We start from the raw sequence: 25,776 nt of genomic DNA, 5'->3' as shown, positions 1-25,776 counted from the left end.
GAGGTGTTTGCGAGGCGCTTATATCGTCCGCGTATGCCCGAAAAACATGACAACGGGCACTTTTCTGTATGGCGGGTGTTTTGGCGGGCAGAAAAGACAAAGCCCCTTGAAACCTGAATTTCACGGGGCTTTGTCAGATATCTTGGCGGAGAGGGTGGGATTCGAACCCACGGTACGCTTAAACGTACGCCTGATTTCGAGTCAGGTACAATCGACCACTCTGCCACCTCTCCGGGGTACTGCCGGTACTGCCATGGTACTGCTCTACTACTAAATACTGCTTCGCCAAGCCCGGTCGTTGACTGGCGAAGCGAAGATTATAGAACACCCTGCGGCGTTTTCCAAGTCCCCCTTCGAAAAATCTGGAGAACCGGAAAACGCGATCTCGCCTCGATCCCGATCAGGCGCCCACTTCAAGGCGCGCCACACCGCCCATGTACGGCCGCAGCACTTCGGGCACCGTCACCGAACCATCCGCTTCCTGATAGTTTTCGAGCACCGCGACGAGCGTCCGGCCCACCGCGAGACCCGAGCCGTTCAACGTATGGACGTGTTCCGGCTTGCCCTGCGCGTTGCGGTAGCGCGCCTGCATGCGGCGCGCCTGGAATGCTTCGGTGTTCGAGCAGCTCGAAATCTCGCGGTACGTGTTCTGCGCGGGCAGCCACACTTCGAGGTCGTACGTCTTCGCCGCCGAAAAGCCCATGTCGCCCGTGCACAGCGTGATCACGCGATACGGCAGGCCGAGCTTCTGCAGGATGGTTTCAGCGTGGACCACCATCTGTTCGAGCGCGTCATAAGACGTTTCGGGCGCAACGATCTGAACCATTTCGACCTTGTCGAACTGGTGCTGGCGAATCATGCCGCGCGTGTCGCGGCCGTACGAGCCCGCTTCCGAGCGAAAGCACGGCGAATGTGCCGTCAGCTTGATCGGCAGCGCGCTGCCCTCGACGATGCTCTCGCGCACCGTGTTCGTCAGCGAGATTTCCGACGTCGAAATCAGGTACTGCGTGACCGTGTTCTCGCCGCCGCCCTTCTCCACGCGGAACATGTCGTCGGCGAACTTGGGCAGTTGGCCCGTGCCGTACAGGATTTCCGGGTTGACGATGTACGGCGTGTACGTCTCCGAATAGCCGTGCTGCTGCGTGTGCGTGTCGAGCATGAACTGCGCGAGCGCACGGTGAAGGCGCGCAATCTGGCCGCGCAGCATCGTGAAGCGCGCACCCGAGAGCTTCGCGCCCGTTTCGAAATCGAGCCCGAGCGGCGCACCGATATCGACGTGATCCTTGACCTCGAAATCGAACGCGCGCGGCGCGCCCCAGCGGCGCACTTCGACGTTGTCCTTTTCGTCCTTGCCCGCCGGGACGCTCTCGTGCGGCAGGTTCGGCACACCGAGCAGCAGGTCCGAGAGGCGCGCCTGAATCTCGTCGAGCTTGGCTGCCGACGCTTTCATCTCGTCGCCGATACCGCCGACTTCAGCCATGACCGCCGAGGTGTCCTCGCCACGGCCTTTCAGCGCGCCGATCTGCTTCGACAGGCTGTTGCGGCGCGCCTGCAGTTCTTCAGTGCGGGTCTGGATGGCGCGGCGTTCCGCTTCGAGCGCCGAAAAGGCCGCGGCGTCGAGGGTGTAGCCGCGGTCGGCGAGGCGCTTCGCGACGCCGTCGAGGTCTTTGCGCAGCAGCTGGATGTCGAGCATGGGATTGTGAGACGCAGTTTCGTTGTGTGAAGGGGCGATTTTAACGCACCGGCGCCCCGAGTCCGTGGGCAATGGCGTCGCCGGCCGTGCGGCAAGCGCCAGCCAGGCCGCATCGAGGCCGAACCCCGGCCGGAATTCAGCCCTTGCGCTTCTTCTCGCGCATTTCGTCGCGCATTTCGTCGCGATGATCCTCGCGCCATCGCGCGTCGAGTTCGCCCAGCCGCCCAAGCTTCTCGCCGATCTTGCCTTCGAGCCCGCGCGGCGTCGGCCGGTACCAGTGCGGCTCGCGCATGCCGTCGGGCAGATAGGTCTCGCCCGCGGCGTAGGCATCGGGTTCGTCGTGCGCGTAGCGGTACTCGTGGCCGTAGCCGAGTTCCTTCATCAGCTTCGTCGGCGCGTTGCGCAGATGGATGGGCACCGCGCGCGACTGGTCCTGGCCGACGAAGCGCCGCGCCTCGTTGTACGCCATGTAGCCCGCGTTCGACTTCGGCGCGACGGCGAGATAGATCACGGCCTGCGCGAGCGCCAGTTCGCCTTCGGGTGAGCCGAGCCGCTCGTAGGTTTCGGCGGCGTCGAGCGTGATGCGCGCCGCGCGCGGATCGGCGAGCCCGATGTCCTCCCACGCCATGCGCACGATGCGCCGCGCGAGATAGCGCGGGTCCGCGCCGCCGTCGAGCATGCGGCAGAACCAGTAGAGCGCGCCGTCCGGGTTGCTGCCGCGTACTGACTTGTGCAGCGCGCTGATCTGGTCGTAGAACGCGTCGCCGCCCTTGTCGAAGCGGCGCAGATTTTCGGCGAGCGCGCTGCCCAGCAGCGCCTCGTCGATTTCGGTCGACTTTTGCCGGGCGGCCGCGCGCGCGACGATCTCAAGATTGTTCAACAGCTTGCGCCCGTCGCCGTCCGCGGAGCCGATCAGCGCCTTTTTCGCCTCGTCGGTGAACGTCAGGCCGCCCAGCTCCTCGCTCGCGCGCCCGAGCAGCTCGCCCTGCTCGTCCTCGTCGAGGCTCTTCAGCACATAGACCGCCGCGCGGGACAGCAACGCGCTGTTCACCTCGAACGACGGATTCTCCGTCGTCGCGCCGACGAACACGAACAGCCCCGATTCGACGTGCGGCAGGAAAGCGTCCTGCTGACTCTTGTTGAAGCGGTGGACTTCGTCGACGAACACGAGCGTCTGCCGGCCGCGCGCGCGATGCATCTGCGCGGTCTCGACGGCCTCGCGAATGTCCTTCACGCCCGAGAGCACCGCCGACAGCGCGATGAATTCGGCGTGGAACGCGTCGGCCATGAGGCGCGCGAGCGTCGTCTTGCCGACGCCCGGCGGCCCCCAGAGGATCATCGAATGGGCTTCGCCCGACTCGAATGCGACGCGCAGCGGCTTGTTCGGGCCCAGCAGATGCTTCTGGCCGATGACTTCGTCGATGGAGCGCGGTCGCAGCCGCTCGGCGAGCGGTACGTTGGCACGGGTTTCTTCAAACATGACGTTTTCGGGATAATGTCGGCTTTCGGGCGCACCGCCGCAAGCCGGGCACCCGCGCGCGGGGCGCGCCCGAGCGCTGCGGGCCGGACCGTCGCGCCGGACGCAATCGAGCATTATGACAGCGCGCGCGGGCGGGCGAGCTTCCGGGGCCGGAGAGTCACACCCGACGCAGCCGGTCAGCCCGCAATCCGCGGCCGATCCGGCTCCGGACGAAACGATAACGACAGACGACACCAGAGGACCGTTTTCCCGATGAACCAGCCGATGAACCAGCCAACGAACCTGGACGCGCACGCCGGTGACACCGGCTCCACCTACGCGCCGCTCGTGCCCGTGCCCGACGCGCGCCGCCAGTTCCGCACCGCCGACGCCTTCGCGCTGTGGTTCTCGCTTGGCATCGGCCTGCTCGTTGCGCAGGCCGGCGCGCTGCTCGTGCCGGGTCTCTCGCTGCCGGCCGCGCTCACCGCAATCGGCATCGGCAGCGCGGTCGGCGTGGTGCTGCTCGCGCTCGCGGGCGTGATCGGCACCGATACGGGCCTCGCGGCGATGTCGTCGCTGCGCCCGACGCTCGGTGTGCGCGGCGCGTCGGTTCCCGCCATCATCAACATGGTGCAGCTGGTCGGCTGGGGCGCGTTCGAGATCATCGTGATGCGCGATTCCGCCGATGCGCTCGCGAAGCAAGCCTTCGGCTTCTCGACGCCGGTCGTCTGGACGCTGGTCTTCGGCCTGCTCGCGACGCTGCTCGCCGTGAGCGGCCCGCTCTCCTTCGTGCGGCGCTTCCTGCGGACGTGGGGCATCTGGCTGCTGCTCGCGGGCGCCGCGTGGCTCACGTGGAATCTGCTCGCGCGCCACGACCTCGGCGCGCTGATGCGCCGCCCCGGCACCGGCGACATGCCGTTCGGCAGCGCCATCGACCTCGTGGTCGCGATGCCGCTCTCGTGGCTGCCGCTCATCGCCGATTACACGCGCTTTGGCCGTCGCCCCGGCGAGGCGTTTCGCGGCACGCTGTTCGGCTACGGCATCGCGAACATGTGGTTCTACGCGCTCGGCGCCATCTATGGTCTCGCGGCGGGCGGCGGCGACGCGCTGCTCACCTCGGCGCTCGCGCAGGCGGGCGGCGGCTTCGCGCTCCTGCTCGTGCTGATCGACGAGATCGACAATGCCTTCGCCGACATCCACTCGGCCGCCGTCTCGACCGGCACGTTCTGGACGCGCGCGAGCGTGCCGTGGCTCTCGGCGGCGTTCGGCGCGCTGTGCACGCTGATCGGCATCGTCGTGCCGATGGCGCGTTACGAGAATTTCCTGCTGTTCATCGGCTCGGTGTTTGCGCCGCTCTTCGGCGTCGTGCTCGCCGATCACTTCATCGTGCGCCGCCGCCGCATCGACGCAGAAGCAATCGCCGATCTGGGCGGCGTCTACGGCTATTCGGGCGGCTGGCACGTTGGCGCGTTCGTCGCGTGGGCGATCGGCTTCGGCGCCTATCAGGCGCTCAATCAGTGGCTGCCGAATCTCGGCGCGACGCTGCCGTCGCTCGTGATCGGCGCGCTCTGCTATCTCGTGCTCGCAGGACGCCGCCGCGCCGCTTACGCATAAGCGCACGGCCCGCGCACGTGCATGTCACGTGCGCCGCCGGGGCCCTGTCGTGTGCATCGGGGGCGCGCGTGAGGAAAGCCCCGCTGCGCCTTTCTCGTCCACGAAAAACCCAAGAAAAAGCCACGCTGCGATCGACTCGCAACGTGGCGTTTTTCATCATGGGCGCGTTTCGAACTGCTTTACGCGCCGACCCCGCGCTCACATCATCCGCACTGACCGCAGCAACTGTGCTGCGCGGCCTCCGGCGCCGGCAACTGCTCGGCGGCTTCCGTGCGAATGCCGAGCCGCGCGAGCAGCTTGCGGTCCGCTTCGGCCTGGGGATTGCTGGTCGTGAGCAGATGATCGCCGTAGAAGATCGAATTCGCACCGGCCATGAAGCACAGCGCCTGCAGCGCGTCGTCCATCTGCTCGCGTCCCGCCGAGAGGCGGACCATCGCCTTCGGCATCGTGATGCGCGCGACCGCAATCGTGCGCACGAACTCGAACGGATCGAGCGCGTCGGTGCCTTCGAGCGGCGTGCCGTGCACCTGCACGAGATTGTTGATCGGCACCGAATCCGGATACGGCTCCAGGTTCGCCAGTTGAGCGATCAGGCCCGCACGCTCGCGGCGCGACTCGCCCATGCCGACAATGCCGCCGCAGCACACGTTGATGCCCGCATCGCGCACGCGCTCCAGCGTGTCGAGGCGGTCCTGGTACGTGCGCGTCGAGATGATCTGCCCGTAGAACTCCGGCGACGTGTCGAGGTTGTGGTTGTAGTAGTCGAGGCCCGCATCGGCGAGTTCGTTCGCCTGCTGCGTGTCGAGCATGCCGAGCGTCATGCAGGTTTCGAGCCCCATCTCCTTCACGCCGCGAATCATGGCCTTGATCGGCTCGATATGACGGTCCTTCGGATTGCGCCACGCCGCGCCCATGCAAAAGCGCGTCGCGCCATTGGCCTTCGCCGCGCTGGCCGCCTTCAGCACCGCTTCGACTTCCATCAGCTTGCTGGCGTCGACGCCCGTGTCGTGATGCGACGACTGCGGGCAGTAGGCGCAGTCCTCTTCGCAGCCGCCGGTCTTGATCGACAGAAGCGTCGAAAGCTGCATGGCGTTTGCGTCGAAATGCTCGCGATGCACCTGTTGTGCGCGAAACATCAGGTCGTTGAACGGCAGGTCGTAGAGCGCGACGATGTCGGCCACGCGCCAGCGCGCGGCGCCCGGCTGTTTTGGCTCGGTATCCGCGGCGTTCGCGAGGAGAGTTTGAGTCATGATGTCGTGGGTCCTTCGTGACAGTGTTGTAGCAGGATGCATCAGCGCATCGATGTCGAGATGGGTAGCAGCGTCGTCGGCGCTCGCGCCGCGCAGATGCGGCACGACGCCAAGGAGCGGCGCGCCGGCTTGCGCGGCGAGGCGCTCGCGTAGCGCAGCGATGTTTTCTTCGGGGAATGTCATGGCCGGATCGATCCGGTTCGCGACCCAGCCCGCGATGGTCAGGCCGCGCGCGGCAATCGCCTCGGCGGTGAGCAGCGCGTGGCTGATGCAGCCAAGCCGCATCCCCACGACGAGCACCACGGGCAAGCCGAGCGCGACGGCGAGATCGGCCGTGTCGCGCGTCGCGTCGAGCGGCACGCGAAAGCCGCCCACGCCTTCCACCACGACCACGTCCGCGCGCTCGCGCACCTGCCGGAAGCACGCCACGATGCGATCGAGGTCGAGCGTCACGCCTTCGAGCGCGGCGGCGATATGCGGCGCGGCCGCCTCTTTCAGCAGATACGGCGTGCGCAGCTCGGGCGGCAGCAGCACGCTCGCGACGGCATCGAGCTGATCGGCGTCGTCGTTGTGCCATACGCCGTCACGCTCGAACGCGCCCGCCGCCACGGGTTTCATGCCCGCGGCGCGCAGGCCCGCGCGCGCGAAGCCGCGCAACAACGCGGCGCTCACGAATGTCTTGCCGATTTCCGTATCCGTGCCGGCCACGAAAAACGACATCGCCGCACTCATTGCGCGCGCTCCTGCGCTTCGCGGCTCGCGCGTTGCAGCGACGCATGCAGGCGTTCGATATCGGCTTCGGAGTGCGCGGCCGAGAGCGAAATGCGCAGCCGCGACGTGCCCGCCGGTACGGTCGGCGGACGGATCGCGGGCACCCAGAGACCGTCGCGTTCGAGTGCGGCTTGAAGCGCGAGCGTCGCGTCGTTGGCGCCGATCACGAGGGGCTGCACGGCCGTCTGCGAATCGACCGGCGTCCAGCGCGTCTCCTTGAGGATGGCGCGCGTGCGGTCGATCAGCTTGCGCAGGTGCGCGCGCCGCGCATCGCCCTCCTCGCCGGCGATGATGCGCAGGCTCGCCGACACCGCATGCGCAACGGACGGCGCCGAGGCCGTCGTGAAGATATACGGGCGCGCACGCTGCACGAGCCATTCGCAGACCGTCGCATGCGCCGCGACGAATGCACCGGCCACGCCCGCGGCCTTGCCGAGCGTGCCGACCATCACGAGATTGGGCGAGCGCAACGCCGCTTCGGCGACTGCGCCGCGCCCTTGCGGGCCGAGCACGCCGAAGCCGTGTGCGTCGTCGACGATGAGCCACGCGTGGTGCCGCTCGGCGAGTTCGACGAGGCGCGCAAGCGGCGCGACGTCGCCGTCCATGCTGAACACGGTGTCGCTGACGATCACTTTCGGGCCGTCGCCGGACGCGTCGAGCATGGTGCCCAGCGCGTCGACATCGGCGTGCGGATAGATCTGGATATCCGCGCGCGAGAGGCGCGCGCCGTCGATCAGCGACGCGTGATTCAGCTCGTCCGAGAAGAGCGTCGTGCCGCGCCCGGCCAGCGCCGTCACCACCGCGAGGTTCGCCATGTAGCCGGTGCTGAAGTACAGCGCGCGCGCGTCGTCCACGAAGCCGCCCGCGAATTGCGCGAGATCGTCTTCGAGTTGCGCATGCGCGCGCGAATGCCCGCCGAGCAGATGCGAGCCGCCGCTGCCCGCGCCGTAGCGCTGCGAGCCTGCCGCGAGCGCGGCCACGAGTTGCGGATGCGCGGCAAGGCCGAGGTAGTCGTTGCTCGCGAAGCCGATCATATCGACGCCATCGACGCGCATGTGTGCGTCGCAAGGCGTGTCGAGCGTGCGGCGGCGGCGGCGCAGGCCGCGCGCATCCAGTTCGCGCAAGCCCTGTTCAAGTGTGTCCAGCAACTGCATCAGAGGTCCTCCGCCACGACGGCGTCAAATGTCTCGCGCGTGCGTTCGGCGAGCAGTGTCTGGGTGTCTTCATCGAGGATGTACGGCGGCATGACGTACACGGTCGTGCCGATCGGCCGCAGCAGCAACTCGCGCTTGAGCGCCTGCTCGAAGAAGCGTCGCGAGAACGTGGCCGCGCGTGCTGCATCGTCGATCCGGGCGTCGAACGCGAGAATCGTGCCGCGCTGGCGCAGGTTGCGCACGAGCGGATGCGACGCGAGCGGCTCGAACGCTTCACGCAGGCGCGCCGACTTGCGCGCGTTCGCGGCCAGCACATCGCCCTGCTCGATCAGATCGAGCGTCGCGAGCGCCGCGCGGCACGCGAGCGGATTGCCCGTGTACGAATGCGAATGGAGAAAGCCGCGTGTGGTGTCGTTATCGTAAAAGGCGTCGAAAATCGCATCGCGGGAGAGCACGATCGAGAGCGGCAGATAGCCGCCGCTGATGCCCTTCGAAAGCGTCAGCAGATCGGGCCAGATGCCCGCCTGCTCGCACGCGAAGAACGTGCCCGTGCGGCCGCAGCCCACGGCGATTTCGTCGGCGATCAGGTGCACGCGATAGCGGTCGCACAGCGCGCGCAGGCCCTTGAGGTACTCAGGATCGTGCATGGCCATGCCTGCCGCGCACTGCACGAGCGGCTCGACGATCAGCGCGGCGATGTGCGCGCTGCGCGCCGCGAACAGTTTCTCCACGTCGGCCAGGGCGCGCCGCGCCACGTCGGCAGCCGATTCGCCCTCGCCTGCGGCGCGCGCATCGGGCGACGCCACGACATGGGCGTGATGGAGCAACGGATCGTATGCATCCCGGAAGATCTTCACATCGGTCACACCCAGCGCGCCGATCGTCTCGCCGTGATAGCTGTTCGCCAGACAGACGAATTCACGCTTGTCGCTTTCACCCTGATTGCGCCAGGCATGAAAGCTCATCTTCAGTGCGATTTCCACGGCCGATGCGCCATCCGACGCGAAAAACGCATGGCCGAGCGTGTGACCGGTGAGCGCGGAGAGCCGCTCGGCGAGTTCGACGGCGGGTTCGTGCGTGCAACCCGCGAGCATCACATGTTCGAGCGTATCGAGCTGCGCCTTGAGCGCCGCGTTGATCGACGCATTGGCGTGGCCGAACAGGTTGACCCACCACGAACTGACCGCGTCGAGATAACGCCGCCCGTCGCGGTCGTAGAGCCACGGCCCTTCGCCACGCGCGACGGGAACGAGCGGCACGCGTTCGTGGTGCTTCATCTGGGTGCACGGATGCCAGACGGCGCGCAGGCTGCGCGCAACCCAGCTATCGCTGGCAAGGTTGGAATGCTGATTCAAATACGACTCCCGAAACGACAGCGGGACCGAGAGTAGCGCGAACGCCTGCGCAATGCACTACCCCCAAAAATGCCTTGCGCGGCACGGCACGGCGATGTTCGGCGCCGTTCCCGGCAGCACGGAACGGATCTTCAATGAAGGCCGGAAATGGCCGCAGAAGACGACGGCAAAGTGACCTGCGCTTACGCAAAAAAATCTGTGGGAGGGACAGAAAAACCGCGCGCTGCGCAGAACCGGAACGCACGCGCCGGGCGAGGCGCAAGCAGAATCTGGTGATCTGAGGGTGCGAGACAAGCCTGGCGGCCCGCGCCGCCAGGCAGCGTGCAGACGAGCGCGATGGCCAGGCCGGGCCGGGCCAGATCGGGCCGGCCAGGGCCAGACAGGCGAAGGGAATTGAATCAGGCGATGCACAGCGCGCGCATCACACCGCGCGCTGTGTAAGGAAGTGCTTAACGGCTTGCGAGCGAGTGATCGTCGTGAACGGCGATATCGGGGGAATCCACGGTAGAAGCGACGGCAGGCACCACTCCCGCGCTGGCGTCGTTGCGCGCGGCAATCGCTGCGTCGTTGGACCAGACCACGGCGTTGTCGACCGCGTAAAGATGGCACGCGTCGTTGCTGTGCTTCTGGCAGTTCGCGATGGCGATGGCCATGGGATTGTCGCCGCCTTCGGCCCACGACCACGCGCCCGAATCGGACACCGCGAACGCGCGGCTCGAATACTGCGAGAGGAAGTTACGGTAGCCGCTGCGGCCATCCGCGTCGAGGAACGGCACCGCGCTCACCGAATCGATGGCGGCATAGCCCGTGCCGTGCGGCGCGGCAGGCTCCGCCACGCGATATTCGACCGCGGTCGGCATGCCCGCGCGGGCGAGGAACACCTCGACCTGCGGCCACCAGATCTTCACGCCGTCGCGGTCGCCCACCAGCCGATGCGCGTCGTTCTTGTACGCGCCGAAATCGACGAGCTTCGCGCTCGCAGCGGGCAGCGCTTCCGCGGTCTGTGCATCGTGGTACGCCGCGTACATCCGCGTGACGAGATCGCGCGTCCACACCGAATCGTTGTCGCCGTAGAGCCAGAGCGACGCCACGCGCGCCTTGCCGCCGTAGCCGCCGAAGGCCTGGGTCAGGTTGTCCTGCCAGCCCTTGCAGGTGTCCTGGCGCAGGCCGCCCGAGAAGTTGATGAGCGCGCGCACGCCCTGCGCGGCTTCGGTGCCGTAGGCAATCGTCGCCAAACCGCCGTGCGACGTTCCCGCCACCACGATGTGGTTCGCATCGACGTACGGCTGCTTCGACATGTAGGCGACGGTCGCGGCGACGTCGGCAGCCTGGTCGAGTCCATTGCTCGCCACATCGCAGCCGTCCTGTACGTAGTCGCCGCCCGAGCCCGCGAAGCCGCGGCGGTTCGGCGCGACGACCACATAGCCGCGCCGCACGAATTCGCGCGCGAACGAAACGGGGTCGCTGCGCGCCTGATTACGCGGGTCGCCGAGAATCTTGCCGTGATTGAACACCACCATCGGAAAAGGGCCGGGGCCTTCCGGGCGGTAAATCGTGGTTTCGAGCGTGATGTCGCCATCGGCGTCGACAGGAATGCGGATCACCCGCGCGTTCATGTCGGCGCGCACGGCAGGCAGCCAGCTGTCGTCGAGCGCGAGACGCGGGACATTGGCGCTGCCGAGTGGCCCGGCCGAGACCGGTTCGGCGTGTTGAACGTTTGCTGCGGCGGCCGAAACCGGCGCGACGCGGTGCGGTCCTTGCGGATCTGCAAGCGATGCGGCGTGCGCGACCGAAAAGACACACGCCGTGCCAGCCAACACCCAACCGGTCAGTAGCTTTTTGAACGCCATGCGCCAACCCGCCCGCGAGAATCCTTGTTGAATCCGTCTTACTCCGGCCGGCCCGATTTCCGGCGCGACGGCAGCCGCTGCGCATGTCGCAAGACACGTGCCTGGGCAACCTTTCACGGGAAAAGCCAATCGGAACACCACTACCGAAACGCGCAGCAATCGTGCATCGCGCCCCGGTGATGCTCGCCGTGCACCGTTTCGGACCAGAACCGGGCGTCGTGATCGAAGCAAAACCTCGAAGCAAAACTGCCGGTTGGCCAAATCGCGCACCGAACGCACAAGCCTTGTTTACCTCTGACTTATGCGAGCTGCGAACACCGTGATTTCATAGTCGCACAACCATTTATTGCTGCGCAATACAGGGGTTTCCCGGCATAACACATGCCAGCGCGACGTGTGCCCCGCAGGGCGTGGCGCCCGGGCGAATCAGGTCATTTCGCGCGCGCACATTCGTCGCACGCCTCCCGCACAAATTCCGGAACAACCCGGGGAACCAGGCGCTTGCGCATTCAAGCCGATGTATTCAAACATGGGTGCGTTGCAGTGGGCGCGCGGGGGATTGGCGCTCGCGCGTGCAGGCATTCAGGTGTCCGTGACGTCGCCGTCGACATAACGCCAGCGGCCATCCTCTGCGCGCGTGAAACGGCTCACTTCATGCAGCCGCGAAGCGCGGCCTCCGGTCTTGTAACGCGCGACGAACTCGACGATCGCATGCGCTGCATCCGTCTGCTCATGGCGTTTGATTGCGAGTCCAAGCCAGCGCGGCGCATCGGGCGCCAACGGATCCACGTCGAGATCCGGCGGGCACGTTTCGAGCGCCCAGGTTGCGCGCAGATACGCGCTCTCGCCGAGTACGTAGGCCGTATAGCGCGAGCGCATCAGTTCGAGCGCCGTTTCGGGCAGTGCGCCCGCGTCGATAAAACGGCCGCAGCACGCCGCATAGCGCGGCGGCTGCGCGGTGGCTTTCAGGTTCGGCGCGGCGCCGCCGCACGGACAATCGGCGGGCCGTGCGGCGCGCGAAGTTTCAGCGTTCATCGAGAGAAAATCGGGGAAAAATCCGTTCGGGCGGCGCGCGCCGCACGTGCCCGTCGAGCAAAAAGACCGCGACGGCCGGCGCGGTCCGGGATCGATACGTCACCAGTCGAGTTCGGTGCCGTCGTACTGGAAAAAGCGACCGTTGAACACGTCGCGTGCGGCCGCCGCTTCGGCAATCACCTCGCGCATGCCCGTAACGCTACGCACGGCGTCGATCGCCGCCTGCGGTCCGCCCATGTCGGTGCGCACCCAGCCCGGATGCAGCGCGATGCAGGTGGCGCGGCGCGTCTGGAGCGAGGTGATCTTGATCACGTCGTTAAGCGCCGCCTTGCTCGCGCGATAGAGCCAGCCCGTCGTGCCCGTCGTCTGCCCGATGCTGCCCATGCGGCTCGACAGCACGGCCAGCACGCCGTTGGCCGCATCGACGAGCGGCAGCAGCACCGGAATCAGCTGCATCGGACCGCGCACGTTCGTGCTCATCACGCGATCGAAATCGTCGGCCGAGATCGTTTCGACGCCCTCGGTGCGCGGGCCGTAGACGCCCGACACGATGAGCACCACGTCGAGCCGCTCGCCTTCGAGCTTCGCGCCGAGCGCCGAGATCTCGTCGGGCCGCGTGATGTCGAGCTGAAACGGCCGCACGCTGTGCCTGCCCAGTTCTTCCAGCGCGGCGCTGGTGCGCGCCGTGGCGAGCACACGCCAGCCCGCCTTCGCATACTGCTGCGCAAACTCGCGGCCAAGGCCGCGCGACGCACCTACGATCAACGCTGTTTTCATGTCGCCACCCCGGTTTTCTGTCGCGCGCGGCCGCTGGATCACGAGGCCGCGCGCCGATAGACAGCCTACCGCAGATCGCTCGCGTTACAGCAATTCGACGCCCATCGCCGTCGCCTCGCCGCCGCCGATGCACAGGGTCGCGACGCCGCACTTGCCGCCGCGCGCGCGCAGCGCGCCGATCAGCGTGACGAGAATGCGCGCGCCCGATGCGCCGATCGGGTGGCCGAGCGCACACGCGCCGCCGTTGACGTTGACCTTGTCGTGCGGCAGGTCGTGCTCTTTCATCGCGGCCATCGTGACCACGGCGAACGCCTCGTTGATCTCGTAGAGATCGACGTCGTTCGCCCGCCAGCCGGTCTTCTCGAAGAGCTTCGCAATCGCGCCGACCGGCGCGGTCGTGAACTTCGACGGCTGCTGCGCGAAGGTCGAATGACCCGCCACACGCGCGAGCGGCGTCACGCCAAGGCGCCTGGCCGTCGATTCGCGCATCAGCACGAGTGCCGCCGCGCCGTCCGAAATCGACGACGAATTCGCCGCCGTCACCGTGCCGGTCTTGCTGAACGCGGGCTTGAGCGTCGGAATCTTGTCGAGATTGGCCTTGAACGGCTGCTCGTCGCGCGAGATCGTCGTTTCGCCCGCGCGCGACGCGACCTTCACCGGCGCGATTTCCCACGCGAACGAACCGTCCTCGTTGGCGCGCTTCGCGCGCTTGAGCGACTCGATCGCGAACGCATCCTGGCCCTCGCGCGAGAAGTCGTACTCGCTCGCGCACTCCTCGGCGAAGGTGCCCATCAGGCGGCCCTTGTCGTAGGCATCTTCGAGCCCGTCGAGAAACATATGGTCGAGCACCTGGCCGTGGCCCATGCGCATGCCCGCGCGCGCTTTCGGCAGCAGGTACGGCGCATTCGACATGCTCTCCATCCCGCCCGCGACGATCACGTCCACCGAGCCGGCCAGCAGCATGTCGTGCGCAAACATCGCCGCACGCATGCCCGAGCCGCACATCTTGTTGACGGTCGTCGCGCCGGTTGCGAGCGGCAAGCCCGCGCCGAGCGCCGCCTGGCGCGCGGGCGCCTGGCCCTGCCCGGCGGGCAGCACGCAGCCCATCACGACTTCGTCGATCTGCGCGGGCGCGAGGCCCGCGCGCTCGACGGCTGCCGCAATCGCTGCTGCGCCCAGCTGCGGCGCCGCCAGCGAGGCGAAATCGCCCTGGAAAGCGGCCATCGGCGTGCGCGCCGCCGAAACGATGACGATCGGGTCCTTCAATGTCTCACTCATGTTTAAGCTCCTTGATGACTCCTGCGACGACGGCCGGCACATCGCCAAGACGGGCGGCGTCCGCGGCAACGACGTCGTTATCTGCCTCATGGGCGCGATGCGCGGACACACCCGCGACACAACGCTCATACGTCTCCTGCAATTGTTGCGGCCCGCTGACGGTCATGCCCAGGTCGCGCACGCGCCCGTCGTGGACGCCGTAGGCCCAGCCATGCACCGTGAGCGACTGGCCGCGCGCCCACGCATCGCCGACGATGGTCGTGCGGCACGTGTTCGCGACCTGTTCGATCGTGTTCAACTCGACGAGGCGGCGATGGCGCGCGTCGCCCATCGGCCACTCTTCGAGCAGCGCCGCGTGCTTGCCGCGCACGTCCTGGACGTGATGAAGCCAGTTGTCGGCGAGGCCGATGCGCTTGCCGTGCAGCGCCGCACCCACGCCCGAGCAGCCGTAGTGGCCGACTACCATGATGTGCTTCACCTTGAGCAGATCGACGGCGAACTGGATCACCGAAAGACAGTTGAGGTCGGTGTGCACGACGACGTTCGCGATGTTGCGATGGACGAACACCTCGCCCGGCGGCAGGCCGATGATCTGGTTCGCAGGCACGCGGGAATCGGAGCAGCCGATCCACAGGTATTCGGGCGCTTGCTGGTGCGCGAGGCGCGAAAAGTACTCGGGATCGGCGGCGAGACGCGCGGTGACCCACTTTTCGTTGTTCTCGAACAGTTGAGCAAGCGGATTGTCAGGGATGGTTGTCATGTCGTTTCAGCTGGTTGATCCGTGAGCGTCAGGCGACGCGCGCCGCCGCGGGGGCTTCTTTCAGTTCGCCTTGCAGTTCAAGACCCGGTTCAAGACCCGGTTCACCGCCCGGTTCGCCCTTCAGATAGCTTTCCGGGTAGCGCACGCAAAAGCGCATCGACGGATCGTAGGGAAAAACGTCCGGCACTTCGCCCGCGATGAGTCGCGCCTTGCTCTCTTGCCAGAGCGCCGGGTCGAAGAAGTCCGGATGATACGCGAGGAAGTAGCGTTGCACACGCGGGTCGCCGAGCAGGAACGTACGATAGGTCTCGGGAAAAATATCGCGCGGGCCAATTGAGTACCACGGCTCGCTCGACAATTCGTCTTCCTCATTACGCGGTTTGGGCACTGCGCGGACGTTGCAATCGGTCAGGTATTCGATTTCGTCGTAGTCGTAGAACACCACGCGGCCGTGGCGGGTGACGCCGAAATTCTTGTACAGCATGTCGCCCGGGAAGATGTTGGCGCGCATCAGATCTTTGACCGCATTGCCGTATTCGCGGATGCCGTGCTCGATCTGTGCGTCGCTGCCGTTCTGCAGCCACAGGTTGAGCGGCACCATGCGGCGCTCGATATACAGGTGGCGGATCACGAGATTGTCGCCCTCGTACTCGATCATCGACGGCGCGGACTGTTCCAGTTCGCGCACGAGCGCTTCATCGAGCCTCGCGACAGGCAGCGCGACGCTCGAATATTCGAGCGTATCGGCAAGACGCCCCAGACGGTCGTGGCGCTTGACGAGCTGATACTTCGCCTCGACCTCTTCACGCGTGGTTTCCTTCGGCGCGGGAAAGCTGTCCTTGATGACCTTGAACACGTACGGAAACGACGGCAGCGTAAACACGATCATCACCATGCCGCGAATGCCGGGCGCAGTGACGAACCGGTCCGACGAATACGAAAGATGGTGCAGCAGATCGCGGTAGAAGAGATTCTTGCCCTGCTTCTGCAACCCGAGCGACGTGTAAATCTCGCCCTTGGGCTTGAGCGGCATGATCGTGCGCAAAAACTCGACGTAGGCCGACGGCACGCCCATGTCGACGAGAAAATACGAATGCGCGAAGCTGAACATCACGAGCAGTTGCTCGGGGCGCAGCAGCACGGCGTCGAGCGCGAGCCGGCCGCCCGCCACATGGCGGATCGGCAGGACGAATGGCGCGAGCAGATCGCCGTTGATGATGCGCCCGATCACGTACGCCGACTGGTTGCGAAAGAACAGCGACGACAGCGCGTGAATCTGGAAATTGGGCTTCGGCTCGACTTCGCCGAAGGTGTCGCGCAGCGCGCGCAGCACGCACTGCACGTCGCGCGCGAGGTCCTCGAACGGCGTCTCCAGCTGGAAGTTCGTGACGATGCGCTCGAAGGTCGCCGCAAGGCCGTCCTTGCCGGGGTAATACGCGCGGTAGGCCGGCTTCGCCGCAGGCTCGTCGTTTTCGATGTATTCCGTCGAAATCGCGGGCCGCACGAAGATGAAGTCGTTGTTGAAGTACGAGCGATGCAGGATCTTGCAGCACACCGAGTTGAAGAACGTTTCGGCGCACTCGGGCTGCCGGTGCGTCGTGAGCAAGCCGATGTAGTGCAGCTTGATCTGCTGCCACACTTCGCCGTCGATGGTTTCCGCGTCGTACTCGTCTTCCAGCGTCACCACGCAGTGCTTGACGCGCTCGTCGTACGACGCGATGCGCTCGCGCGCGAGCCGCTGCACGCCGTGCCAGTCCGCCGACTCGAACAGCCCCTTCGCGCGCACCGCCGCGTCGCAGAAATTGCCGTAGTGGCGGTTGAAGCCCTCGAGTATCGTCTGCGCAACGTCGAAGCCAATCTGCGACGAGAGCAGTTTCGGGAAGTGTTTCATCGCGGCCTTGCCGCCTTTGTCTGTAACGTGCGTCATGAAGCAACGCCTTCAATGAACCGGATGGCGGACGCGGCTACTTCCGCGCGTCTGCCGCTTCGCTTGTCGCTTCGTTTGCCGCTTCGTTTGTTGCTTCGTTTGTCGCTTTGTTTTCACGCGAATCGGCTCGCGCGAGCAGTTCGCGCGCCTGCGTCTCGTACTGCGCGAGATCTTCGAGCGTGGCGTCGAGATCGGCGCGCTGGCGCTCCAGGATCTCGCGGTGGCGCACGACCGCATCGAGAAACGCCTGCAACTGCGAGAGCGTGTCGGTCGGCGAATCGTACAGATCGAGCAGCGTGCGGATCTCCGACAGCGTAAAACCAAGCCGCTTGCCGCGCAGCGTGAGGCGCAAGCGCGTGCGGTCCCGCCCCGAAAACACGCGCTTGAGGCCACCCGCGCCCTCCCGGCTGGGTGCGAGCAGGCCCTGGTCCTCGTAGAAACGGATCGCGCGCGGCGTCACGTCGAATTCGCGGGCAAGTTCGCTAATCGTGTACTGGGTCATGGTGAGCAGTGAACGGCAGGCCCGCTGCCGCCAGCAGGGCCGTGCATTGAACGATAGAATCGACGCTTACGTTATCGTCAACCTGCCGGTTGTGCAACCGGGGCGCAATCAGGGCGCGCTCGGGGTGCGCTCGGGGTGCGATATATCAGCTTGCGGGATTGGTGCAACGCGGCGACCATGCCGGAAAGCCAGCTGTGCCCGCGGCGACGACAAAGGAGAAGACACCCGCAATGAACGCTCTCGAACACCAGCTCGACTATCCGTACGCCGACACCCTGCCGGAACCCGGCCACGTCTTCGACGTCGCCCCCGGCGTCAAGTGGCTGCGCATGCCGCTGCCGTTCGCACTCGATCACATCAACCTGTGGCTGCTGCGCGACGAGATCGACGGCCAGCCAGGCTGGACCGTGGTGGATTGCGGCATCGCCAGCGACACGATCAAGGCGCACTGGGAGCAGGTGTTCGACACGGCGCTCGAAGGCCTGCCGGTGCTGCGCGTGCTCGTCACGCACTGCCATCCCGACCACATCGGGCTCGCGCAGTGGATCTGCACGGGCGGCGACAAGCAGCGCTGGAACGTGCGCCTCTGGGCGACGCTCGGCGAATACACGAGCGCGCGCGTGATGGCGTCGGGCGCGGGTTCGAACGCAGGCGGCGAAAGTGCGGCGCGTCACTTCGGGCTGCACGGCCTCGTGGATGCGCAATCGCAGGACAAGCTGCGCAACCGCAGCGGCTACTACGCGAACCTCGTGCCCGCGCTGCCGACGCAATTCCGCCGCCTGCGCGAAGCCGACGTCGTGACGATCGGCGCTCGCGCGTGGCGCGTCGTCACAGGCTTCGGTCATTCGCCGGAGCATTGCGCGCTGTGGTGCGAGCAAACCGGCGTGCTGCTGTCCGGCGACATGGTGCTGCCGCGCATCTCGACCAATGTCTCCGTGTTCGAAATGGAGCCGGAAGCCAATCCGCTCGGCCAGTACCTCGAATCGCTCGGACGCTACGAGACGATGGCCGAAGACACGCTCGTGCTGCCCGCGCACGGCAAGCCGTTTCGCGGCGTGCGCACGCGCGTCGCGCAACTGCGCGCGCACCACGATGCGCGCCTCGCCGAAGTCATGGAAGCGTGCACGGCGAAGCCGCGCAGCGCCGCCGACATCGTGCCGCTCATGTTCAGGCGCGAACTCGACATCCACCAGATGACCTTCGCGATGGGCGAAGCGCTCGCGCACCTGCATCTGCTCTGGCTCGCGGGCAAGCTCAGGCGCGCGACCGGCGCGGACGGCGTGATCCGCTTTTCGGCCTGATTTAAGGCTTGATTTTCAGGCCCGATCCGCTGCCATTTCCCGAAAGCGCGCAACAGAAAACAAACGGGCGGCTCGCAATGAGCCGCCCGTTTCTGTTTCTATTGGCTTTCTGGCGCCGTGCCGGTCACACGCGCGGGTCAGTTATCGCCGCCGGTCACGAGATCAGAGCCCGCGGGCCGGACGAACTTGAATGCCGACGCGCTCAGCGACGGATTCTTCTGAATGTTGGAGAACGTGAGCAGCGTCACGTTGCCGAACACGTCGTGCAGTTCCATCGCCTGCAGATTGCCGTCGCGAAAGCCGATGCCGACGCTCTGAAACTGCGTGTCCTTCGCCTTCGGAATCAGCTCCAGCCAGTCGATGCCGCCCTTCACGCCCGCGTCGCGCAGCGTGAAATTCTTCTCCAGATCGTTGCTACCGAACAGGATCGCCGCCGGGCTCGCGCCGAGCGCGCCGCCGAGCTTGCGCTCGGTGACCTGGTTCAGGTCCTTGTCGTAGACGAAGAGGTTTTCGCCGTCCGACTGCAGAAGCTGCTGATACGGCTTCACGTATTGCCAGATGAACTTGCCCGGCCGTGCGAAGACGAACGTGCCGCTCGAAGTCTTCGCGTTCGCCGTGGCCGTGGCGATCGCCTCACTCGCGTTCGCCGCGCCCGAGGGCACTTTCAGCTCGCGCTGCACGAACTCGCCGCGCGCCGAATGCACCTGCGCGACAAACTGTTTGAGCTGATCGGTGCCGCCCGCGAACGCGTGCGACGCCATCAGCACGGACACGCCGAGCGCGAGCGCGCACGTGCGCGCCGCACGGGCGCCCACTTGAACGAGACGGGTGGAAAGACCTGCCTGGAACTGCATCAATTCGTTCTCCATGAGGAAAGGGAAGCGCGCGGCCTCATTCGGTCTCGCGCGTGGGGACGAGAATCTCGCGGTTGCCGTTCGACGACATCGCGGAGACGAGCCCCGACTGCTCCATCTGTTCGAGCAGCCGAGCTGCCCGGTTATAGCCAATGCGCAGGTGCCGCTGCACGAGCGAAATCGACGCGCGCCGGTTCTTGATCACCACTTCGACGGCCTGGTCGTAAAGCGGGTCGGACTCGTCGCCGGTGCCGCTGGTTCCCGCGCCCGCCGAGCCTTCGTCGCCCTCGCCCGCCGTGCCGCCTTCGAGCAGGCCCTCGATATACCTCGGCTCGCCCTGCTCCTTGAGCTTTTCGACCACGCGGTGCACTTCGTCGTCGGAGACGAACGCGCCGTGCACGCGCACCGGCAAGCCGCTGCCGGGCGGCAGGTAGAGCATGTCGCCCATGCCGAGCAGCGACTCGGCGCCCATCTGGTCGAGAATCGTGCGCGAGTCGATCTTCGAGGAAACCTGGAACGCCATGCGGGTCGGCACGTTGGCCTTGATGAGACCGGTAATCACGTCGACGGACGGACGCTGCGTGGCCAGGATCAGGTGAATGCCCGCCGCGCGCGCTTTTTGCGCGATGCGCGCGATCAGCTCTTCGACCTTCTTGCCGACCACCATCATGAGGTCGGCCAGTTCGTCGATCACGACGACGATGTGCGGCAGCTTGTCGAGCGGTTCCGGATCGTCCGGCGTGAGGCTGAACGGATTCGGAAGCTTCTCCTCGCGCTTGCCCGCTTCCTCGATCTTGTTGTTGAAACCGGCCAGATTACGCACGCCCAGCTTGCTCATGAGCTTGTAGCGGCGCTCCATTTCGGCGACGGTCCAGTTCAGCGCGTTGCCGGCCTGGCGCATGTCCGTGACGACCGGACACAACAGATGCGGAATGCCCTCGTAGACGCTCATTTCGAGCATCTTCGGGTCGATCAGGATCATGCGGACCTGCTCGGCGCTCGCCTTGTAGAGGAGCGAGAGGATCATCGCGTTGATCCCGACCGACTTGCCCGAACCGGTCGTGCCGGCCACGAGCAGGTGCGGCATCTTTGCGAGATCGGCGCACACTGGCTTGCCGCCGATGTCTTTGCCGAGGCCCATCGTGAGCGCCGACGCTGCGTCGGCATACACGGCCGAACCGAGAATCTCCGAGAGGCGCACCGTCTGGCGGCGCTGGTTCGGCAGTTCGAGCGCCATGAAATTCTTGCCCGGAATCGTCTCGACGACGCGGATCGACACGAGCGACAGCGAGCGCGCGAGATCCTTCGCGAGATTCACGATCTGGCTGCCCTTCACGCCCGTTGCCGGTTCGATTTCGTAACGCGTGACGACCGGACCCGGATAGGCGGCCACCACGGCGACTTCGATGCCGAAATCCTTGAGCTTCTTTTCGATGAGGCGCGAGGTGAATTCGAGCGTTTCGTCGGAGATGGTTTCCTGCACGGCGGGCGCCGGATCGAGCAGCGCAATCGCCGGCAGCGTGGAATCGCCCGGCAGGTCCGTGAAAAGCGGCACCTGGCGCTCCTTTTCGACCCGCTCCGAGCGCTGCGGCGTCACGACCGGCGGCACGATCATGACCGGCTCGTGATCCTCGATCTTCACGCGGCCGCGCTCGACCTTGCCTTCGCGCTTGACCGCCGCGGCCTCGCCGAGCTTGCGATCGCGCCCTTCCTCGCGCCGCATCCGCGCGAACGTGACGGCGTTGATGAGCGCCTCGCCGACCCGTTCGGCGACCGAGAGCCACGAGAAGCGGAAATAGAGCGACAAACCGATTGCGAGCACCACGAGCAGCGCGAGCGTGCCGCCCGTGAAGCCGAGCGCGTGCGAGACGCCGCGCGCCACGGCTTCGCCCACGACGCCGCCCGGCGCGCGCGGCAGCTGCACCCTGAGCGACCACATGCGCAGCGCCTCGATGCCATTGCTGGCGAGCAGCACGAGCACGAACGCAAAGCCTTCGGCAATCCAGCTATGGTCGCGCGGCGTGTCGCCCGCATCGCCCGCGTCATCGAACCCTTCCTGGCGCGTGATGCGCCGGTAGTTCGCGGCGATGCGCCGCGCGAGCAGCGCGACCCACCAGTAGGCCGAAAGGCCGAACAGCAGCAGCAGGATGTCCGAGGTCCACGCGCCGACGCGTCCCGCCCAGTTCGCGATGTGATCGACGTGGGTGGCGTGGGTCCAGCTCGGGTCGCGGCGGTTGTAACTGATGAGCGCCATCAGCAGGAACACGCCGAGCGCCACCTGAAGGATCCAGCGGATCTCGGTGAGTAGACGTGACATGCGGTGCGGCAACGCCTGCGCCTGCACGGAATAGGGAGCTTTGGCCATTGAATCCTGGTGCTGATCCTTGATGCGTTCGCGGCCCGCGCCCGCTGCGAGTAGGTGCAGCGGACTCGCGCGGCCGCCGTCGCCCGATCCGGCCTATTGTAAACGCGTTGTTTCGGCCCCGGCTGTAAATGAGGGTTACCGGCAACAGCGGCGCCGGCCCGCAAGGCTCGGGCTCGCACCCGTGGCGTGTTGTCGCGCATTGGTCGTAGTGCATTGTCGCGCGCGGACTGCCCGTGCGCGGCCCGCGCCGCCTCATCGAGCGTTCCGCCGCACGGCACGCCGGGCCGCGCGAGCCATGCCGCGCGCATCCGCGATTCGCTGGTGATTCGCCGGTGACTGGCGGGCGATTTTGGCTATCGGCGCGATCGGAACGCTTGATGAGGCGGCAGTCGCCCCCGGCCTTTATAATTGCGCCCTAACGCCCACATAGAGTTGTGCCCCCCACACTGCCGGGCGATCTTGCCGCTTTACAGTGTCAATCGCCGCGTTTTTCTTCGGATTTCGACCATGTCTGCAACCAAACACGCCAAAGTGCTGATTCTCGGTTCCGGCCCCGCCGGCTACACCGCTGCCGTCTATGCCGCGCGCGCAAATCTCTCGCCGCTCCTCATCACCGGCCTCGCGCAAGGCGGCCAGCTCATGACCACGACCGACGTCGAGAACTGGCCCGCGGACGCGGACGGCGTGCAGGGCCCGGAGCTGATGCAGCGTTTTCTCGCCCACGCCGAGCGCTTCAACACGGAAATCGTGTTCGACCACATTCACACGGCCAAGCTCGATGAAAAGCCGATCCGCCTGATCGGCGACTCGGGCGAGTACACGTGCGACTCGCTGATCATCGCGACCGGCGCATCGGCGCAGTACCTCGGCCTGGCGAGCGAAGAGCTCTTCATGGGCCGCGGCGTCTCGGCCTGCGCGACCTGCGACGGCTTCTTCTACCGCAACCAGCACGTCGCCGTGGTGGGCGGCGGCAACACGGCTGTCGAAGAGGCGCTGTACCTCGCGGGCATCGCGAAGAAGGTGACGGTGATCCATCGCCGCGACAAGTTCCGCGCCGAGCCGATCCTGATCGACCGCCTGCTCGACAAGGAAAAGGAAGGCGTGGTCGACATCAAGTGGGATCACGTGATCGACGAAGTCAAGGGCGACGACGGCGGCGTGAACGGCCTGCGCATCAAGAACGTGAAGACGGATGCGACGACCGACCTCGACCTGCAAGGCGTGTTCGTCGCGATCGGCCACAAGCCGAACACCGATATCTTCGAAGGCCAGCTGAAGATGAACAACGGCTACATCATCACGAACGGCGGCATGAACGGCAATGCCACCGGCACGAACGTGCCGGGCGTGTTCGCGGCGGGCGACGTGCAGGACCACGTCTATCGCCAGGCGATCACGAGCGCCGGCACGGGCTGCATGGCCGCGCTCGACGCACAGCGCTATCTCGAGAGCATCCACGAGCTCGGCCAGCCGCACGTCATGAGCGCAGAAGCCGAACGTTGAGAACAGCACCCGTGCGCAGCGGCGGACCGCTAGAATAGCGATCTGAAGCCTGTCGGCGCACTGGAACGAGGGCCGCGGCCAGCCAGCCGGCGGCCCTTTTCTTTTGCGCCGCGCGTCGCCATCGCGTCGTCGTAGCGCTGTCGTTGCGGCACGCTGTTGCGTCATGCGCGCCACGCACGCCGCGCGCCGCAATGCACCCCAACGCGCCCCGCCGCGATCGAACCCGAACGAACCCGAAAGCGCCTCACGCCATGCCGAAGAACGTGCCCCATCCCGGCGAGCCCAAGCGCCCCGCCGCGCCCCGCCCCAACCCTTCCACCACGTCCGTTTCCGCCGCGGCAACGTCTGCTGCGACGTCCGCGGGAACGTCCGAAGCCGGCAAGCCCGCCACGGGCTTCGCGGGGCTCGGCAGCCTGCGCGACGCCTTGAAGGTGCAGACCCGCGAGCGCGAGCGCGAACGCGCGGCCGCGCAGGCGGCCCGCACCGAAGCCGCCGCCGACAGCGAGATGTTCCGCCGCGAAATGGGCTCCATTGCGCCGTTAAAGGCGCCCGAGCGCACGTCGGCGCGCCGCGCGCAGCCCGTGCCGCTGCCGATCCAGACGCAGCGCGACGAACAGGCGGTGCTGCACGAAGCCATCTCCGACGACTTCGATCCGGAAGCGCTGCTCGACACCGACGACTCGCTTTACTACCACCGCCCCGGCATCAGCGCCGAGGTCGTGAAGAAGCTGCGGCGCGGTACGTGGATCGTGCAGGCGCAACTCGACCTGCACGGCATGCGCCGCGAGGAAGCGCGCGAGGCGATGCAGACCTTCATCCGCGAAGCCGGCAAGCGCGGGCTGCGCTGCGTGCGCGTGATTCACGGCAAGGGGCTCGGCTCCGCCGGCAAGGAGCCGGTGCTCAAAGGCAAGGTCCGCACGTGGCTCGTGCAGAAGGAGGAAGTGATCGCGTTCTGCCAGGCGCGGCCGCACGACGGCGGCGCAGGCGCGGTGCTCGTGCTGCTGCAGCCGCATCCGGTCGGCCCGGCTGGCGCCCATACACCGCGCTAACCGGCGCGCGCCGGTTTCCGGTCATCCTCGATGAACCAAAAAAAGGGCCTCACGCGCGAATCCGCGCGTGAGGCCTTTTGATTGCATTGCGAACGACGCGATCGGGCGATATCAGGCCATATCAGGCGATACGCGCTTCCGTCTTCGGATCGAACAGCACCGCCTTCGAAACGTCGAACAACAGTTCCATCTGGTTGAGCGGCTGCGGGTTCGAGCCCGGGTGCACGCGGCTCACGACGCGCTTTCCGTTGACCTGCGCGAACACGAGCGTATCGGGTCCGGTCGGCTCGATCACGTCGACCATCACCGTGTGACGCTGCAATGCGTGGCCGTGACCGTCGTGCGAGCTGCGCGTATCGGTAATGCGCTCCGGGCGCAGGCCGAGCACGACGTCCTGGCCGACATTGGCGCGTAGGCTGTTCGCCTGGAACGGCAGATTCAGCACGCCGCGTGCCACACCCGTATCGAGTTCGAGACCGACGCCCGAGCCTTGCTCCACGAGCTTGCCGTCGATGAAGTTCATCGGCGGCGCGCCGATGAAGCCCGCCACGAACAGATTCGACGGCGAATCGTAGATATCCTGCGGCGCGCCGAACTGCTGGACGATGCCGTCCTTCATCACCGCGATGCGGTCGCCGAGCGTCATCGCCTCGATCTGGTCGTGCGTCACGTAGACGATCGTCGTGCCGAGGCGCTGATGCAGCAGCTTGATTTCCGAGCGCATTTCGATGCGCAGCTTCGCATCGAGGTTCGACAGCGGCTCGTCGAAGAGGAACATCACCGGATCGCGCGCGAGCGCACGGCCCATCGCGACGCGCTGGCGCTGGCCGCCCGAGAGCTGGCCAGGCTTGCGGTCGAGCAGATGCTGGATCTGCAGCATGCTCGACACGCGATCGACGATCTGCGTCTGCTCGGTCTTCGGCACCTTGCGGATATTCAGGCCGAACGAGATGTTCTCGCGCACCGTCATCGACGGATAGAGCGCGTACGACTGGAACACCATCGCAATGTCGCGGTCCTTCGGCGACAGTTCGTTCACGACCTTGCCGTCGATGGAGATCTCGCCCTTGGTGACCGTTTCGAGGCCGGCGATCATGTTGAGCAGCGTCGACTTCCCGCAGCCCGAGCCGCCGACGAGGATCAGGAACTGACCGTCTTCGATATCGATGTTGACGCCCTTCAGGACGGGCACACCGTTCGGGTAGGTCTTGTAGACGTCGCGAATGGAAAGGCTTGCCATACTGTGAATCCTTTATTCAAACGTGGGCGTTTCGACCCT

The 25,776-nt window shown here is 66.2% G+C and carries 19 protein-coding genes, 1 tRNA gene and 1 pseudogene; 4 read left to right on the top strand and 17 right to left on the bottom strand.

Features of this window, described 5'->3' with window-relative positions; translation table 11 throughout:
* Positions 1–143: 143 nt before the first annotated feature.
* The 3 genes from Q0L30_RS02200 to Q0L30_RS02190 all read right to left on the bottom strand — a co-directional run bounded on the left by Q0L30_RS02200 (position 144) and on the right by Q0L30_RS02190 (position 3,173).
* Positions 144–233 (bottom strand) — tRNA-Ser (locus Q0L30_RS02200).
* A 167-nt stretch (positions 234–400) separates the two neighbouring features.
* On the bottom strand, positions 401–1,693 hold the full coding sequence (gene serS / locus Q0L30_RS02195) for a serine--tRNA ligase (protein WP_296650579.1): 1,293 nt from the start codon (positions 1,691–1,693) through the stop codon (positions 401–403).
* A 136-nt stretch (positions 1,694–1,829) separates the two neighbouring features.
* Positions 1,830–3,173: a replication-associated recombination protein A gene (locus Q0L30_RS02190; RefSeq protein WP_296650577.1), complete on the bottom strand. Its 1,344-nt coding sequence runs from the start codon at positions 3,171–3,173 to the stop codon at positions 1,830–1,832.
* A 264-nt stretch (positions 3,174–3,437) separates the two neighbouring features.
* Here Q0L30_RS02190 and cytX point away from each other — a divergent pair, with 264 nt between their 5' ends.
* Positions 3,438–4,766, top strand: coding sequence for a putative hydroxymethylpyrimidine transporter CytX (cytX, locus tag Q0L30_RS02185; RefSeq protein ID WP_296650575.1), 1,329 nt, complete (start codon positions 3,438–3,440; stop codon positions 4,764–4,766).
* A 203-nt stretch (positions 4,767–4,969) separates the two neighbouring features.
* On the opposite strand, the gene bioB is transcribed toward cytX, so the two are convergent.
* From bioB to Q0L30_RS02130, 11 genes and pseudogenes are all read right to left on the bottom strand, one after another.
* Entirely contained in the window at positions 4,970–6,016 is a 1,047-nt protein-coding gene (bioB, locus tag Q0L30_RS02180) for a biotin synthase BioB (protein WP_296650625.1), read from the bottom strand.
* A gap of 102 nt (positions 6,017–6,118) precedes the next feature.
* Positions 6,119–6,736 (bottom strand): annotated as a pseudogene (gene bioD, locus Q0L30_RS02175) (dethiobiotin synthase); the annotation flags it as partial.
* 8 nt (positions 6,737–6,744) lie between these two features.
* Positions 6,745–7,941 carry an 8-amino-7-oxononanoate synthase gene (gene bioF, locus Q0L30_RS02170; protein WP_296650573.1) on the bottom strand — a complete coding sequence of 399 codons (1,197 nt, stop codon included), beginning with the start codon at positions 7,939–7,941 and terminating at the stop codon, positions 6,745–6,747.
* Entirely contained in the window at positions 7,941–9,296 is a 1,356-nt protein-coding gene (gene bioA, locus Q0L30_RS02165; protein ID WP_296650568.1) for an adenosylmethionine--8-amino-7-oxononanoate transaminase, read from the bottom strand. The genes bioF and bioA overlap by 1 nt, the downstream gene beginning before the upstream one ends.
* 449 nt (positions 9,297–9,745) lie before the next feature.
* Positions 9,746–11,146, bottom strand: a complete 1,401-nt coding sequence (locus Q0L30_RS02160) for a CocE/NonD family hydrolase (protein WP_296650565.1) — start codon at positions 11,144–11,146, stop codon at positions 9,746–9,748.
* A gap of 582 nt (positions 11,147–11,728) precedes the next feature.
* Positions 11,729–12,181 (bottom strand): YchJ family protein, encoded by a 453-nt coding sequence (locus Q0L30_RS02155; protein WP_296650561.1) that lies wholly within the window; start codon positions 12,179–12,181, stop codon positions 11,729–11,731.
* Positions 12,182–12,280: 99 nt separating this feature from the next.
* Entirely contained in the window at positions 12,281–12,958 is a 678-nt protein-coding gene (locus Q0L30_RS02150; RefSeq protein WP_296650558.1) for an SDR family oxidoreductase, read from the bottom strand.
* Positions 12,959–13,042: 84 nt separating this feature from the next.
* Positions 13,043–14,236, bottom strand: a complete 1,194-nt coding sequence (locus tag Q0L30_RS02145) for an acetyl-CoA C-acetyltransferase (protein ID WP_296650556.1) — start codon at positions 14,234–14,236, stop codon at positions 13,043–13,045.
* A complete protein-coding gene (gene can / locus Q0L30_RS02140) occupies positions 14,229–14,996 on the bottom strand; it encodes a carbonate dehydratase (RefSeq protein WP_296650553.1) in 768 nt (255 codons plus the stop codon). The genes Q0L30_RS02145 and can overlap by 8 nt, the downstream gene beginning before the upstream one ends.
* A gap of 28 nt (positions 14,997–15,024) precedes the next feature.
* Complete coding sequence (aceK, locus tag Q0L30_RS02135; RefSeq protein WP_296650622.1) at positions 15,025–16,887, bottom strand: bifunctional isocitrate dehydrogenase kinase/phosphatase; 1,863 nt, start codon at positions 16,885–16,887, stop codon at positions 15,025–15,027.
* A gap of 73 nt (positions 16,888–16,960) precedes the next feature.
* Positions 16,961–17,425, bottom strand: coding sequence for a MerR family DNA-binding transcriptional regulator (locus Q0L30_RS02130; protein ID WP_296650551.1), 465 nt, complete (start codon positions 17,423–17,425; stop codon positions 16,961–16,963).
* A gap of 230 nt (positions 17,426–17,655) precedes the next feature.
* Between Q0L30_RS02130 and Q0L30_RS02125 the strand changes: the two genes are divergently transcribed.
* On the top strand, positions 17,656–18,726 hold the full coding sequence (locus Q0L30_RS02125) for an MBL fold metallo-hydrolase (RefSeq protein ID WP_296650548.1): 1,071 nt from the start codon (positions 17,656–17,658) through the stop codon (positions 18,724–18,726).
* A 137-nt stretch (positions 18,727–18,863) separates the two neighbouring features.
* Here Q0L30_RS02125 and lolA read toward each other — a convergent pair whose 3' ends face one another.
* Both lolA and Q0L30_RS02115 read right to left on the bottom strand, forming a co-directional pair.
* Complete coding sequence (lolA, locus tag Q0L30_RS02120) at positions 18,864–19,580, bottom strand: outer membrane lipoprotein chaperone LolA (RefSeq protein WP_296650545.1); 717 nt, start codon at positions 19,578–19,580, stop codon at positions 18,864–18,866.
* A gap of 37 nt (positions 19,581–19,617) precedes the next feature.
* Positions 19,618–21,945, bottom strand: coding sequence for a DNA translocase FtsK (locus Q0L30_RS02115; protein ID WP_296650544.1), 2,328 nt, complete (start codon positions 21,943–21,945; stop codon positions 19,618–19,620).
* 507 nt (positions 21,946–22,452) lie between these two features.
* On the opposite strand from Q0L30_RS02115, the gene trxB reads away from it, so the two are divergent.
* Positions 22,453–23,448 carry a thioredoxin-disulfide reductase gene (gene trxB / locus Q0L30_RS02110; protein WP_296650541.1) on the top strand — a complete coding sequence of 332 codons (996 nt, stop codon included), beginning with the start codon at positions 22,453–22,455 and terminating at the stop codon, positions 23,446–23,448.
* A 251-nt stretch (positions 23,449–23,699) separates the two neighbouring features.
* Positions 23,700–24,497 carry a Smr/MutS family protein gene (locus Q0L30_RS02105; RefSeq protein ID WP_296650539.1) on the top strand — a complete coding sequence of 266 codons (798 nt, stop codon included), beginning with the start codon at positions 23,700–23,702 and terminating at the stop codon, positions 24,495–24,497.
* Between the two features lie 121 nt (positions 24,498–24,618).
* Here the strand turns inward: Q0L30_RS02105 and Q0L30_RS02100 are convergent, their stop codons facing one another.
* Positions 24,619–25,737, bottom strand: a complete 1,119-nt coding sequence (locus tag Q0L30_RS02100) for an ABC transporter ATP-binding protein (protein ID WP_296650537.1) — start codon at positions 25,735–25,737, stop codon at positions 24,619–24,621.
* Positions 25,738–25,776 lie beyond the last annotated feature (39 nt).

Source organism: Paraburkholderia sp. (assembly GCF_024281035.1).
Classification (GTDB): Bacteria; Pseudomonadota; Gammaproteobacteria; order Burkholderiales; family Burkholderiaceae; genus Paraburkholderia.
Note: the sequence above shows the minus strand (reverse complement) of the source record. Positions and strands in the feature narration are given on the sequence as shown.

Bases quoted from the DNA above. Each gene is read 5' to 3' on its own strand.
- serS (WP_296650579.1), bottom strand. From the start codon at position 1,693: ATGCTCGACATCCAGCTGCTGCGCAAAGACCTCGACGGCGTCGCGAAG.
- Q0L30_RS02190 (WP_296650577.1), bottom strand. From the start codon at position 3,173: ATGTTTGAAGAAACCCGTGCCAACGTACCGCTCGCCGAGCGGCTGCGA.
- cytX (WP_296650575.1), top strand. From the start codon at position 3,438: ATGAACCAGCCAACGAACCTGGACGCGCACGCCGGTGACACCGGCTCC.
- bioB (WP_296650625.1), bottom strand. From the start codon at position 6,016: ATGACTCAAACTCTCCTCGCGAACGCCGCGGATACCGAGCCAAAACAG.
- bioF (WP_296650573.1), bottom strand. From the start codon at position 7,941: ATGCAGTTGCTGGACACACTTGAACAGGGCTTGCGCGAACTGGATGCG.
- Q0L30_RS02160 (WP_296650565.1), bottom strand. From the start codon at position 11,146: ATGGCGTTCAAAAAGCTACTGACCGGTTGGGTGTTGGCTGGCACGGCG.
- Q0L30_RS02155 (WP_296650561.1), bottom strand. From the start codon at position 12,181: ATGAACGCTGAAACTTCGCGCGCCGCACGGCCCGCCGATTGTCCGTGC.
- Q0L30_RS02150 (WP_296650558.1), bottom strand. From the start codon at position 12,958: ATGAAAACAGCGTTGATCGTAGGTGCGTCGCGCGGCCTTGGCCGCGAG.
- Q0L30_RS02145 (WP_296650556.1), bottom strand. From the start codon at position 14,236: ATGAGTGAGACATTGAAGGACCCGATCGTCATCGTTTCGGCGGCGCGC.
- can (WP_296650553.1), bottom strand. From the start codon at position 14,996: ATGACAACCATCCCTGACAATCCGCTTGCTCAACTGTTCGAGAACAAC.
- aceK (WP_296650622.1), bottom strand. From the start codon at position 16,887: ATGAAACACTTCCCGAAACTGCTCTCGTCGCAGATTGGCTTCGACGTT.
- Q0L30_RS02130 (WP_296650551.1), bottom strand. From the start codon at position 17,425: ATGACCCAGTACACGATTAGCGAACTTGCCCGCGAATTCGACGTGACG.
- Q0L30_RS02125 (WP_296650548.1), top strand. From the start codon at position 17,656: ATGAACGCTCTCGAACACCAGCTCGACTATCCGTACGCCGACACCCTG.
- lolA (WP_296650545.1), bottom strand. From the start codon at position 19,580: ATGCAGTTCCAGGCAGGTCTTTCCACCCGTCTCGTTCAAGTGGGCGCC.
- Q0L30_RS02115 (WP_296650544.1), bottom strand. From the start codon at position 21,945: ATGGCCAAAGCTCCCTATTCCGTGCAGGCGCAGGCGTTGCCGCACCGC.
- trxB (WP_296650541.1), top strand. From the start codon at position 22,453: ATGTCTGCAACCAAACACGCCAAAGTGCTGATTCTCGGTTCCGGCCCC.
- Q0L30_RS02105 (WP_296650539.1), top strand. From the start codon at position 23,700: ATGCCGAAGAACGTGCCCCATCCCGGCGAGCCCAAGCGCCCCGCCGCG.
- Q0L30_RS02100 (WP_296650537.1), bottom strand. From the start codon at position 25,737: ATGGCAAGCCTTTCCATTCGCGACGTCTACAAGACCTACCCGAACGGT.